General features: G+C 61.3%; 10 protein-coding genes. 5 read left to right on the top strand and 5 right to left on the bottom strand.

Features of this window, described 5'->3' with window-relative positions:
* Positions 1 to 60 precede the first annotated feature (60 nt).
* The 3 genes from GM668_RS10250 to GM668_RS10240 are packed head-to-tail and all read left to right on the top strand — an operon-like array spanning position 61 to position 4309.
* Positions 61 to 945: a TIGR02285 family protein gene (locus tag GM668_RS10250; RefSeq protein WP_155438861.1), complete on the top strand. Its 885-nt coding sequence runs from the start codon at positions 61 to 63 to the stop codon at positions 943 to 945.
* Positions 945 to 3128, top strand: coding sequence for an ATP-binding protein (locus GM668_RS10245; protein WP_155438860.1), 2184 nt, complete (start codon positions 945 to 947; stop codon positions 3126 to 3128). The genes GM668_RS10250 and GM668_RS10245 overlap by 1 nt, the downstream gene beginning before the upstream one ends.
* Entirely contained in the window at positions 3125 to 4309 is a 1185-nt protein-coding gene (locus tag GM668_RS10240; RefSeq protein ID WP_170305582.1) for a hybrid sensor histidine kinase/response regulator, read from the top strand. The genes GM668_RS10245 and GM668_RS10240 overlap by 4 nt, the downstream gene beginning before the upstream one ends.
* A 2-nt stretch (positions 4310 to 4311) precedes the next feature.
* Here the strand turns inward: GM668_RS10240 and GM668_RS10235 are convergent, their stop codons facing one another.
* Together GM668_RS10235 and ftrA are read right to left on the bottom strand one after the other, a co-directional pair.
* Positions 4312 to 4671, bottom strand: a complete 360-nt coding sequence (locus GM668_RS10235) for a DUF1428 domain-containing protein (protein WP_155438859.1) — start codon at positions 4669 to 4671, stop codon at positions 4312 to 4314.
* Positions 4672 to 4741: 70 nt separating this feature from the next.
* A complete protein-coding gene (gene ftrA / locus GM668_RS10230; protein WP_155438858.1) occupies positions 4742 to 5698 on the bottom strand; it encodes a transcriptional regulator FtrA in 957 nt (318 codons plus the stop codon).
* A 94-nt stretch (positions 5699 to 5792) separates the two neighbouring features.
* Here ftrA and GM668_RS10225 point away from each other — a divergent pair, with 94 nt between their 5' ends.
* Positions 5793 to 6203, top strand: a complete 411-nt coding sequence (locus tag GM668_RS10225; protein WP_155438857.1) for a rhodanese-like domain-containing protein — start codon at positions 5793 to 5795, stop codon at positions 6201 to 6203.
* Positions 6204 to 6217: 14 nt separating this feature from the next.
* On the opposite strand, the gene GM668_RS10220 is transcribed toward GM668_RS10225, so the two are convergent.
* Positions 6218 to 6805, bottom strand: coding sequence for a glutathione peroxidase (locus tag GM668_RS10220; protein WP_155438856.1), 588 nt, complete (start codon positions 6803 to 6805; stop codon positions 6218 to 6220).
* A gap of 156 nt (positions 6806 to 6961) precedes the next feature.
* Between GM668_RS10220 and GM668_RS10215 the strand changes: the two genes are divergently transcribed.
* Complete coding sequence (locus GM668_RS10215; RefSeq protein WP_155438855.1) at positions 6962 to 8080, top strand: extracellular catalytic domain type 2 short-chain-length polyhydroxyalkanoate depolymerase; 1119 nt, start codon at positions 6962 to 6964, stop codon at positions 8078 to 8080.
* Between the two features lie 4 nt (positions 8081 to 8084).
* Here the strand turns inward: GM668_RS10215 and gabD are convergent, their stop codons facing one another.
* Together gabD and GM668_RS10205 are read right to left on the bottom strand one after the other, a co-directional pair.
* Positions 8085 to 9536 carry an NADP-dependent succinate-semialdehyde dehydrogenase gene (gabD, locus tag GM668_RS10210; protein ID WP_155438854.1) on the bottom strand — a complete coding sequence of 484 codons (1452 nt, stop codon included), beginning with the start codon at positions 9534 to 9536 and terminating at the stop codon, positions 8085 to 8087.
* Between the two features lie 48 nt (positions 9537 to 9584).
* Positions 9585 to 13340 carry a response regulator gene (locus tag GM668_RS10205; RefSeq protein ID WP_170305581.1) on the bottom strand — a complete coding sequence of 1252 codons (3756 nt, stop codon included), beginning with the start codon at positions 13338 to 13340 and terminating at the stop codon, positions 9585 to 9587.
* Positions 13341 to 13401: the final 61 nt, after the last annotated feature.

Raw genomic sequence — 13401 nt, 5'->3', positions numbered from 1 at the left:
GCATACAATGCAAGAGTAATCTGCCATCAATAATCCGCTCATCACAGCGGGGAGGCCGCCATGAACACGCCAGCACGATGGAAGGCAGCAGCCCTGTGCGCCGGCTGGATCGGGTGCACTGCGCCTGCCTTGGCTGCGCAGGAAATCACGTGGTACCTGTATGACCTGGCGCCGCTGGTGATTGCCGACGGTCCGCACAAGGGGGCCGGTTTTATCGAACTGTCGCTGCAGCAGCAATTGATCCCCGCATTGCCGGAGTACAAGCACAAAGTCGTCATCGTGCCGATCCAGCGCGTCGCCATGATGTTGAAATCCGATCCGCAAGCCTGCAATCCCGGCCTGATCCGCAACGCGGAACGGGAACAATTCATGACGTTTTCCACGCCAACGCTGGCGGCTTTGCCTGCGGGCATGTTCGTGCGCCGGGGCGATACCGCCCGCGTCGCGCCCTATATGAATGCCAAAGGAAAACTCGTCCTGGACAAGCTACTTGCCGATGGCAAATTCAATGTCGGTATTGATTCCGCCCGCAGCTATGGCGGTCCCGTTGACGCCGTGCTGAAGCCATACCGCGACAAATCCCAACTGTTCACACTGAGCATCCCCGACGCATCGCGCAACCTGACGCAAATGGTGATCGCCAAACGCATCGACGGCATGCTGGGCCAGCCTTTCGAGGTACCCTATTACCTGGGCGGGCGCACGGTGGACGACGTCAAGGCGCTGGCTTTTTATCCGCTCGATGAACAAGCCGATGTGGTCGTCAACCACGTGGCATGCGCCAACAGCGAACAGGGCCAGGCAGTGATCCGCAAACTCAATGCGGTGCTGGCCAAACCCGGTGTACGCGAAGCGCTGGCTGCGCATTATGCAGCGTGGCTCGATGACGATGCCCGCAAACTGGCGGACGCCATGCGCCGCCACACCTTTGCCGTCAAACCCTGATGAACAGGCTGCATGCCACAACTGCTTATCTGAACCGCCTGCATGTCCGCCAGGCTGCCCGGGTGCTGGCCGTGGCCCTGGTGCTCAGTGCGCTGTTTTCAACGGTACAAATTGCCATCGATTTGCATAACGAGCGGCAAAATGTGCGCGGCACCATCGAGCAAGTGTTGAACAGCCTGAGCCGCCCCGCCAGCCAGGCAGCCTTTAGTGTCAGCCCGTATCTGGCCGAAGGCGTGGTCGATAGCCTGCTGATGTACCAGCCGTTCCACACCGCTGTGATTTCCACGGAAACAGGCGTCGTGCTGGCGCAGCGCTCCCGTCCCCGTGCGCCAGACCGCATGGCGTGGCTGGCCGACTGGCTGACGCAGGGTGAACGGGAATTCACGCTGCCGTTGTACACGCCCAATTTGAAAGAACCGGTAGGCCGCGTCACCGTACAAGTTGACGCCAGCGTGCTGGCAGCCGGTGTACTGGCCCGTGCGGGATTGACGGTACTGTTCGACTTGCTGAAAAACACGGGATTGGCGCTGGCCGCCACGATCGTGTTTTATTACACGCTGTCGCGTCCGTTAACGTCGTTGTCACGGGCGCTGGCGGAAGCGCAGCAATTGCGCACGGCCACGCGCCTGCACGCGCACCTGGGCCGCCATGCCGATAAAGAAATGCACACATTGCTGGCAGCCGCCAACCGCTTCCTGGAAAACCAGGTGGAAGCGCGCACGGAAGAATTGCGCCAGCAAAATGAACAATTGCAGCGCCTGAATGCGGAAGTGCAGGCAGCGCGGGCCGAAGCGGAAAGCGCAACCCATGCAAAAAGCCAGTTCCTCGCCAACATGAGCCATGAATTGCGCACGCCGCTCAATGCCATTCTCGGCTATGCGCAAATTCTCGACCGCGATGGCGGCTTGTCCGAACGCCAGCAGCGCGGCATCACGACCATTGAACGCAGCGGCACGCATTTGCTGTCGCTGATTAACGACGTGCTGGATTTATCCCGTATTGAAGCGGCGAAATTCACGCTGGAACCGCAACCCATGGTGCTGGCCGCCTTTATTGACGGCATCGGCGATATCGTCCGCGTGAAGGCGGAAGAAAAGCTGCTGCGCTTTGTCTGCATGCTGGAGCCGGGCTTGCCGGCTGCCGTACTGTGCGATGAAAAACGGTTGCGCCAAGTGTTGCTGAACTTGCTGGGCAACGCCATCAAATTTACGCCATCGGGCCAGGTCAGCTTGCGCGTGCAGCAACGTCCGCATACCGTGCCGGACCAGGTGCGGCTGCGCTTCACGGTGCATGACAGCGGCGTCGGCATGACGGAAGAAGAATTGACGCGCATCTTCCAGCCATTCGAACAGGCGGGCGATGCGGGACGGCGCGCCAGCGGCACGGGACTGGGACTGGCCATCAGTGCACAAATCGTGGCGCTGATGGGCGGCCATATCGACGTGCAAAGCTTGCCGGATGAAGGCAGCCGGTTTTGGTTCGAACTGGTGCTGCCGCTGGCATCGTCGGCAGCGGCAACGCGTACGGCGCCCGTGGTGACAGGTTATGAAGGCACGCGCCGCAGCGTGCTCGTCATCGATGACCAGGATGGCAACCGGGCCATGCTGGCGGATTTGCTGGAAGGACTGGGCTTTGTCACGTGGGAAGCAGTTGATGGCCAGACCGGACTGGATTCCATGCAGCGCGATTTGCCGGACCTCGTCATTACCGACATTGCCATGCCCGGCATCGACGGGCTGGAGTTGATGCGTATCATGCGGGCCGACCCCATGTTGCGCCATTTACCCATCATTGCCGTGTCCGCCAGCATTTCACAGGCAGGCGAAGCGGCCAGCCTGGATGCAGGCGCCAATGTCTTCCTGCCCAAACCGATCGACCAGCCGGCGCTGCTGCAGCACATTGGCGCTTGCCTGCGGCTGCGGTGGATCACCGGGATGGCCCCGGCGCCTGTTGATGTGCCCACCGATACCCCGATGCTGGCGCCGCCGCCGGCCGATATCGAACAGCTGTATGCGCTGGCCATGACGGGCAATATGCGCAGCATTCACCGCTTTGCCACGGAACTGGCGGCACGCGACGACCGCTACCGGCCTTTCGCGGCACGGCTGCAGGCATTGGCCGATGGCTACCAGTCGCGCGCCATCCTGGCGCTGGCGCAACAGCACCTGGGGCTGCCATCGTGACGGCCGCACAAAAGACCGTGCTGATCATCGATGACACGCCCGCCAACCTGGGTGTGCTGGTTGATTACCTGGAACAGCACGACTTATGCGTGGTGGTGGCGCAAGATGGCGAAGAAGGCTTGATGCGGGCAGTGTTCTTGCGCCCTGACTTGATTTTGCTGGATGTCATGATGCCCGTCATGGATGGCCTGGCCACGTGCCGCCGCCTGAAGGATGATCCGCTGACGCGCGACATTCCCGTGATTTTCATGACCGCGCTCAGTGAAACGCGCAGCAAGATGGCGGGCTTCCAGGCGGGCGGCGTGGATTACATCACCAAGCCATTCCAGGTGGAAGAAGTGTTGATGCGGCTGACGACGCATTTGAACTTGCACCACACGACGCGGGAATTGCAAAAAACCGTGGCGCAATTGAACCTGGCGCAGGCGGAACTAGTACGCAGTGAAACGCTGGCTGCACTGGGCGCCATGGTGGCGGGCATTGCGCATGAATTGAATACGCCAATCGGCAATGGTTTGCTGATCGCCAGCACGCTGACGGACTTGAGCCGTGGCATGACGCGGGATTTGCAGGAAGGCAAAGGGCTGACGCGTTCCGCGCTGGAAAAGTATTTACGGGAAGCGAATGAAGTGGGCGACATCTTGCAGCGCAACCTCGAACGGGCGGGCAGCTTCATCAACAGCTTCAAGCAAGTCGCCGTCGACCGCACCAGTGCACAGCGCCGTAAATTTGTGCTGGCCGACGTGGTAACGGAAACCGTGCTGCTGCTGTCGCCCACGTTGAAAAACACGCCGTTCAAAGTGCAGCACGCTATCGACCGGTCGATCGAGCTGGACAGTTTCCCTGGCCCGCTGGGGCAAATCATTACCAACCTGATCAACAACGCCGTGCTGCACGGGTTTGAAGGGCGCAGCCATGGCAGCATCCACATTCAGGCGGACATAGCGGAATCGGGCCAGCTGGAATTGACGGTGGCCGATGACGGCATCGGCATTCCGGAAGCCAACTTGCAGCGCATCTTTGACCCGTTTTTCACGACCAAGATGGGGGCAGGCGGCAGCGGCCTCGGCTTATACGTGTGCTACAACATTGCCACCACAGTCTTGAATGGGCAAATCCAGGTCAGCAGTGCGCCCGGTGACGGCACGCGATTCCTGCTGACCCTGCCTTTGAAAGCGTAGCGTTATTTCTGAATGATCATGTCGAAGCCACCCCAGAACATGCGCTTGCCATCGAACGGCAATTTCTTGGGATCCATCATTTCAGCCAGCCTGGGGTCTTTCATGACTTTTTCGTTGACTTCATCGCGTTTGGCGCGGGATTCATAAACAATCCACGCAAAAATCACCGTCTCATTGTCTTCCAGCTTCACGGCTTGCGGGAATGACGTGTGCTGGCCCGGCTTCACATCATCGGCAATGCACTCGCGGTATTCCAGCGCCCCATGTTCGCGCCACACATCGGCGCACAGGTTGGCCATCTTCTTGTATTCCTCAACATTGGCTTTCGGAACGGGCAATACAAATCCATCGACGTACGGCATGGCAACCTCCATGTGACAGGTTGGTGGACTTGCAAGAGTAGGCGCGTTTGATTGCAGACACAAGCAGTGTTTAAACCGCGCCGGCAAACTGGCGGCGGTAAGCGCCGGGGCTGGTGGCAGCGAGGCGGCGGAAGTGGTGGCGCAGCGATTCTTCGGAACCAAAACCTGCCCGTTCCGCCACTTGTACCAATGGAATATCCGCGGTTTCCAATAAATCCTTGGCCAGCGCCACCCGCTCATGGATCAGCCATTCCATCGCGCCCATGCCGGTCGCTTCCTGGAATTGCCGCTGCAACGTGCGGGGGCTCATGGCCGCGCGTTGCGCCATGCTGTTGACCGTATGCGGCAGCGAAGGATTGCTGCGCAGCCACTCCATCAGGCGCGACAGCCTGCCCTGTTCATCATGCGCCATCGGACGCGGTAAAAACTGCGCCTGCCCGCCCTCGCGGTGCGGCGCCACGACCAGCCGCTGCGCCACCAGGTTGCCGATGCGGGCGCCGTAATCGCGCCGTACCACGTGCAGCAGCATATCGATCCCGGCTGCGGAACCTGCCGACGTAATCACCTGTCCCTCATCGACATACAGGTCATCCGGCTGCACGATGATTTTCGGGTGGCGTTTGGCCAGCCGGTCCGTATAGCGCCAGTGCGTCGTCGCTTTCTTGCCATCCAATACACCTGCCGCCGCCAGCACAAAGACGCCGGAACAAATCGAGCACAGCCGCGCGCCACGCGCATGGGCGGCCCGGATGGCGTCCACCAATGCCGGCGGCGGCGCTTCATCGGCATCGCGCCAGCCAGGGATGACGATGGTGTCCGCCCGCGCCAGCAGGGCCGGTGCATATGGCGCCTGCACCGTGATGCCACCGGCTGCGCGGATCGGCCCCGGTTCCACTGCCACCACTTCAAAGTCATACCAGGGTACGCCCAGTTCCGGCCGGTCCAGTGCGAACAATTCCACCACGCAACCAAATTCAAACGTGCACAGGCGGTCGTAAGCGAGGGCGACAACAAGATGTTTTTCCATGGCCTAATCTTAACGGAGTTTGGCATTTGCGCCACTGCTCAGCGTGATGAGCGGGCTTGATAATGACTCCATCGCAACCCACCAGGAGAACCGCATGTCCTTCGTTACTGAAATCCCGGCAGCTTCCAGCGCAGACGCTTTGGCCCACTTTGAAGCATCATTCACGTTTGAAACGGATTGCTGGGACGTACACCACGCGATCAGCAGCGGCCAGCAGGATTTCGTATTGCTGGACGTGCGCGGCACGGAAAAATACGCAGCCGGCCACGTGCCGGGCGCAATCGACCTGGCGCACCGCAAAATCATTGGTTCAAAAATGGCGGCTTATCCACAGGGCACGCTGTTCGTGGTCTACTGCGCCGGCCCCCACTGCAACGGCGCAGCCCGCGCCGCCGTGCGGCTGGCCAAGCTGGGGCTGCCCGTCAAAGTCATGCCGGGCGGCATCACCGGGTGGGTGGATGAGGGATTTACGCTGGAGAAATCGGAAGTGGCGGCAGCCACATAAATCCCGGGGCGGACTTATCCGCCCAACGCCTTCTCCACCGCCCCCACCAGCTGCTTATCTTCCGGCGTCACCTTGCTCGGGAAGCTGTCCACGACCTTCCCGTTGCGGTCGATCAAGTATTTGTGGAAGTTCCACGCCGGCGCCTTGCCGGTGGCTTTGATCAAGTCCGCATACAGCGCATTGGGCGCCGAACCGGACACGACGGATTTTGCAAACATGGGGAATTTCACGCCATACGTGTTGTAGCAAAAGTCCGCGATTTCCTTGGATGAGCCGGGTTCCTGCTTGCCGAAGTCATTCGACGGGAAACCCAGCACCACGAGCCCTTTGGCGCCATATTTGGCGTACAGCGCTTCCAGTCCCTCGTATTGCTTGGTGAAGCCGCAATAGCTGGCCGTATTGACGACAAGGATCACCTTGCCGGCGTATTGGCACAGGTTTTGTGGCGCGTCGTCTTGCAAACGGTTGAACGATTGCTTGAGGATGGCTGGGCAGGCAGCGGGCGCAGCCGTTGCCGCAACGCCAGCCTGTTGCGCATGGACAGGCGCCTGGGCAGACAGGACCAGGGCGGAAACAAGGGCGAAAGCGATTTTCTTGGACATGATGGTGTGCGCAGGTAAAAAAACGATTCTAAGCCAAACCGTGCGCCATCCACATCTCCGACAAGCGTAAAAAGCAAACATGCGCTTGAGGCAGCACAAAAGGTATCTGCCTTACCCGCGCAAAATGGGAAGTTCCCTATTTCAAGGAGCCTTGCCATGCCGCGCCGAACCTTGCCCATACTGATGCTGATCATCTTGATGGCCATTGCCGCCTATGTGCGGCTGCCCGCCCATGCCGCTGCACAGGTGGAAGCGGGGGCCAGCCAGGAACAGGCCCGGCCATGGTGGTGGCCGCCATGGGTCAAGCCGCCGCAGGTGAAGCCTGCACGCCTGGCCCCCATGCAAGCCAGCGGCGTTTCCGTGTCCGGCTTGTCGTCAGGGGCTTATATGGCCGTGCAATTTGACGTCGCGTATTCCGATTTGGTGACGGGCGCCGGCATCATTGCCGGCGGCCCCTATGACTGCGCCCAGGGCAGGCTGGACACGGCCACGGCAGTTTGCAGCTGCACCGGCTGGCTGCCGTGCCATATCAAGCGGGGCGGCACGAACCCGCCCGCGCTGGCCGCCATTGCCGCGGAGTATGAACAACAAGGAGCCATCGCGCCGCTGGCCAATCTGGCCCGCCACCGCATCTGGCTGTTTTCCGGTACTGGCGATACCGTCGTGCCGACGCCCATCGTGGACGATTTGCGCGCATGGTACAGCCGCTATACGCCATTCATCGCTTACCGCAACGATATTCACGCGCAGCATGCGATGCCGACCGATAACTACGGCAACGCATGCGGCGAACTGGATACTCCCTACATCAGCAATTGCGGCTTCGATGCCGCCGGCGCGCTATTGCAGTGGATTTATCCCGGCCTGCTCCCCCGCAGCACGGCCCCTGCCACGGGAAGGATGGTCGCGTTCGACCAGTCGGAATTCTTGCCCGACCCCACCGCGCATGGCATGGCGCTGCGCGGCTACCTGTATGTGCCGCGCGATTGCGAAGCCAGCCAGGGCCAGGGTTGCCGGCTGCACATTGCCTTTCACGGCTGCCTGCAAAATGCGGAACAGGTAGGCGACCAATTCATCCGCCATGCCGGCTATAACGCGTGGGCCGACAGCAACCGCCTGCTGGTGCTGTATCCGCAAACCGCCGCGATTTATCCGCTGGCCAATCCGAAAGCCTGCTGGGACTGGTTCAGCTATGACGACCCGGCGTATGCGCGCCGCCAAGGCCGCCAGATGGCCGCCATCAAGCGCATGGCGGACCGCCTGACGGGGCATTAATGCACTAAATACCGGCCAGGCAGATGTATTTGATTTCCAGATACTCGTCGAGCCCGTACTTCGATCCTTCACGTCCCAGGCCCGACTGCTTGACGCCGCCAAACGGTGCAATTTCATTGGAAATCAAGCCTGTGTTGACGCCGACCATGCCCGATTCCAAACCTTCCGCCACGCGCCAGATACGGCCGACGTCGCGCGAATAGAAATACGCGGCCAATCCGAATTCCGTGCTGTTGGCCAGCGCAATGGCTTCGTCATCCGTCTGGAAGCGGAACAGCGGCGCCAGTGGCCCAAACGTTTCTTCGCCCGCCACCCGCATAGCGGGCGTCACGTCGGCAATCACGGTCGGTTCAAAGAAACCATGGCCCAGCGCATGGCGCTTGCCGCCCATCAGCAGGCGGCCGCCCTTGGCCAGCGCATCGGCCACATGTTCTTCCACCTTTTGCACGGCTTTATCATCGATCAGCGGCCCTTGCGTGACGCCCGCATCGGCGCCATTGCCCACCTTCAGCTTGCCCACGGCTGCCACGAATTTCTCGGCAAATGCGTCATACACGCCATCCTGCACGTAAATGCGGTTCGCGCACACGCACGTCTGGCCGGAGTTGCGGTACTTCGATGCAATCGCGCCTTCTACCGCCGCATCGAGGTCGGCATCGTCGAACACAATGAACGGCGCATTGCCGCCCAGTTCCAGCGACAGTTTTTTAATCGTGGGCGCGCACTGTTCCATCAGCAGGCGTCCCACGCCGGTGGAACCGGTAAAGCTCAGCTTGCGCACAATGGGATTGGACGTCATTTCCGCGCCGATTTCGCGCGGCGAACCCGTGACAACAGAAAACACGCCAGGCGGCACCCCGGCCTGTTCCGCCAGGACCGCCAGCGCCAGCGCAGAAAACGGCGTAGCTTCGGCCGGCTTCAGCACGATAGGGCAGCCTGCCGCCAGCGCCGGCGCCGCCTTGCGGGTAATCATCGCCAGCGGGAAATTCCACGGCGTAATCGCCGCACACACGCCGACCGGTTCCTTGGTGACGATCAGCCGCTTGTCCGGCCACGGCGACGCCAGTGTATCGCCGGCAATGCGCTTGGCTTCTTCCGCAAACCATTCAAAAAACGACGCCGCATACGCGACTTCGCCGCGCGATTCCGCCAGCGGCTTGCCCTGTTCCGTCGTCATCAGCAGCGCCAGGTCTTCCGCATTGGCCAGCATTAAATCCGACCATTTGCGCAAGATGGCCGAGCGCTCTTTGGCGGTCTTTTTGCGCCACGCCGGCCATGCGGCATTGGCTGCTTCAATCGCGCGCCGCGTTTCAGCAGCGCCCAGGTTGGGGATCACGCCGATCTGTTCGCCGGTCGCGGGGTTCGTAACGGGGTGCGTGCCGCCGCTGTCCGCGCCGACCCAGGCCCCGTTGACATACGCTTGCTGGCGCAACAAGCTGGAATTTTTCAGTTGCATGCTGGTCTCCGTAAGTTGGGATGACGGTTGCCAGGTATGCTACGCCAGTCACGGTTTGTTTGCATCCCCGTACAGCCACACGCGCATCAGCGAAAACAGTTTATCGATGTCGATCGGCTTCGCAATGTAATCGCTGGCCCCTGCATCGAGGCATTGCTGGCGGTCATTGAGCATGGCCTTGGCCGTCAGCGCAATAATGGGCAGTCGGCGCCATTCGGGCACCATGCGGATGCGGCGCATGGCTTCCAGGCCATCCATTTCCGGCATCATCACGTCCATCAGCACCACATCGATTTCCGGACAAGCCGCCAGCTGCTCCAGCGCTTCGCGGCCATTGGCGGCGTGCACCACCCGCATATCCTTGGTGTCCAGCGCCGACGACAGTGAAAACACGTTGCGGATATCGTCATCCACCAGCAGCACCGTGCGGCCCGCGAAAATCGCTTCCTTGGCCATCTCGCGCCGCGCTGCATACTGCTGTTGCGGCAGCGCGTTTTCCACGTGATGCAGGAACAGGCTGACTTCGCCCAGCAACCGTTCCTGGCTCTTGGCGCCTTTGACGATGATGTGTTCCGTAAAGCGTTCCAGCTGCCGCATGTCTTCGTGCGCCAATGGCTGGTCGGAATGAATAATGACGGGCACCCGGCCCACTGCGCCGGGCCGCCGCAAGCGCTCCAGCAACGCCGGCGCTGCCATGCCGGACAAGCCCAGGTTCAGCACCATGCAATCAAACGTGCCCTGCTCCCATTGCGCCAACGCGTCAGCGCCGCTGTGCGCCTGGACGATTTCCAGCTGGTCGCGCGCCAGCAATGCCGCCATGGCCGCAGCCTGCCCGGGCTGTCCCGCCACCAGCAATCGCTTGCTGCCCGGCGTCATGGATGACGTGTCGATCGCATCGATAATCTGTTCCAGCTGTTCCGCGCTGACTGGCTTGCTGGCAAAGCCGACCGCGCCCATATCCAGCGCCCGCTGCCGCTCATCGACACAGGTAATGAAGTGGACCGGAATGCCGCGCGTGGCGTCATTTTCCTTAATGCGGCGCATCACGCCCCAGCCATCCATATGGGGCAGCATGACGTCGAGGATGATGGCATGCGGTGCGCGCCGCTCGGCCAGCGCCAGCCCCGCTTCGCCATCAGTGGCAACCAGCGCCAGAAATCCATGCTCACGCACCTTGTCGCGCAAGATGCGGGCAAACGCAGGATCATCTTCGATAATCAGGATGGCGCGGCGGCCCTCCGCGCTCAGCGCGCGGTCATCGGGGATGGCGCCCGGCACGTCCAGCGCCGCTATTCCCGCCGATGCCGGCTCGCGGACCGGCTCTTGCGCCGGAGACGGCGCCATTGCCTGCGGCTTGGCCAATGCCGGCGCCGCTTCCGCTGCCACTGCAGGCCGGGAAGCATCGCAAGCCTGCAGCGGCAAGTACACGGTAAACGTACTGCCTTTGCCCAGCTCACTGGCCAGCGTGATGTCACCGCCCAGACGCTGCGCCAGCTGGCGCGAAATCGACAACCCGAGGCCGGAACCGCCATATTTGCGGGCAGTCGAGCCATCGGCCTGCTGGAATGCGTGGAACACCATGTCATGCTTGTCCGGTGCAATGCCGATCCCGCTGTCGCGCACCGTAAAGGCCAGCGCCGGTTCGCCCAGCGGACTGTCCGCGCACAACGCCAATGTCAGCGACACTTCGCCCGCGCTGGTGAATTTAAACGCATTGCCCAGCAAGTTGCGCAAGATTTGCAGCAGCCGGTGTTCGTCGCTGCGGATGCGTTCCGGCGTGCCCGGCAATTGCCCGACGTTCAGCAGCAAGTGTTTTTGTTCGGCCACGGGAGCAAACAGCGCCTGCAACTGTTGCAGCAGCGCGCCGACGTCCACTTCTTCGATATGCATGGCCATTTGGCCTGCTTCGATCTTCGACAAATCCAGGATATCGTTAATCAAATTCAGCAAATCCTTGCCCGCGCCATGGATGGTGGCTGCGTATTCAACTTGCCTGTCATCGAGGTGCCCGCCCTTGTTTTGCTGCAGCAGGCTGGAAAGTATCAGCATGCTGTTGAGCGGCGTGCGCAGTTCGTGCGACATATTCGCAAGGAACTCGGACTTATAGGCGCTGACACGCTCCAGCTCTTGCGCCTTGCGCGCCAGTTCACGGCTGGCGGCCTCGGTTTCCTGGCTGCGCTTGCGGATGATTTCCCGCTGCTGCTCCAGCAACAGCGCGCGCTCTTCCAGTTCTTCATTCGATTGCTGCAATTCTTCCTGCTGCACGCGCAATTCTTCCGTCTGCGCCTGCGTTTGCATCAGCAATTCATTGACCCGTTCGCGCGCTTGCGCCACGTCGATGGCAATGGCCAGCGCCTCGCCGGCCTTGGCCAGCCAGTCCAGGTGCTGGTCCGTGAAAGGCTGGAAGCCCGACACTTCCACCAGGCCAAACAGCCGCCCGTCATGCAGCAGCGGCACGGCAAGAATGGCGGCCGGCGCGGCATGTCCGGTCGATGACGCGATGTGCGGGTACGATGGCGGCGCCTGCGTCACCTGCAAGATGCGCCGCTGTTCGGCAGCCGCGCCGGCCACGCCGTCGCCCAGCGCGATTTGTCCGGGCGCGCCCGACAGTGCGTGGGACGCCATCAGGTTCAATACCTTGCCTTCCGGTTCGTACAAATACAGCGCCCCCACCGTGGCGCCCACATACGTGCACAGGAAGCTGACCAGTTCCGGGCCCATGTCGGCCAGCCGTATGTCGCCGCGCATGCGCATGTTCAATTCATTGATGCCGCTCTTGTGCCAGTCCAGCAGCGCTTCCCGCCCGCGGTGGCTGCGCAGCGCCTGCGTCATCGCGCGCAGCGCCAGGTCCAGTGAGCGCTGCACTTCGCTCATGCTGCCTATATCGCCCAGCAACTGCCCCACCTCGTTGGGCGCCGCCACGGACAACGCCTTCGGCGGCATCGCCAGCACGGCAATGTCATGTTCCAGGTTGCCCTCGGCGACAGCATTGACGGTCTCGATCTTTTCCTTGGCGCCGCTGGTCATGCTGGCCACATGGTCGCGCAGATCCAGCACCGGGCGCAGTATCTTGCGGTTCAAATAGCCCCAGCTGGACAGCGTCACCACGCCCGCCACCGCGGCAATGGCCAGCGCCAATTGCAGATACGCGACCTGCCGCGCCTCGAGCGCGCGCAAGGCCTGGCTGGTGCGCTGGTCGACCGATTGCAGGAAAGCGTCAATCGGCTGCATGATGCGGTCCTTCTCCGCGTGATAGCGGGGACTGAACATCAATGTGCGCGCATAAGCGGCGTCCGGCGCGCGTTCCACCACGCCGCCCTGCCCGGGATCCTTGAAGCGTCCCCGCATGGCGTCAAATGCTTCTTTTTCAATGGACACCAGCGCATCGGAGCGCGCCTGCGCTTCCGCCAGCATGCCGAATTCCGCCTCGCTGAATCCCGCCTTGCGCATCAGGCTTTGCAGCGCTTCGGCGCCATCGCTGCCGCCGGGGCCGGCCGCATGCCACCAATATGTATTCGTATAATTGCGTGGCCGCGCCAATTTGCCATTGCGGATATCGAGAATGGCAAAGTAATTCTTTTCGTACTGGGTATCGCCCGTCACCACATAGGTGCGCGCCATGCGTGTTAAATCATCCGAGCTTTGGCGCAGTTGCTCGGCCAGCTTATAGGATTGAAAGCGCGCCTCTTCGCTTTTCACCACGTCCTGGTGAATGGTCAGGAGCTGGAACAGGTCAAAAGCAAGCAGCAGCAGCACTGACAACGAAAACAGTGCAGTCAACGCCGTGACGGTTTTTATCTTCATAGAAAGCCATGCTTCCTTTCTCAGCATTGGCTAGTATCAGATAAAAACCCACTGGATGATA

This window comes from Pseudoduganella ginsengisoli (genome assembly GCF_009720865.1).
Lineage (GTDB): Bacteria > Pseudomonadota > Gammaproteobacteria > Burkholderiales > Burkholderiaceae_D > Rugamonas > Rugamonas ginsengisoli.
This window is presented reverse-complemented; position numbering and strand designations above follow the sequence as displayed.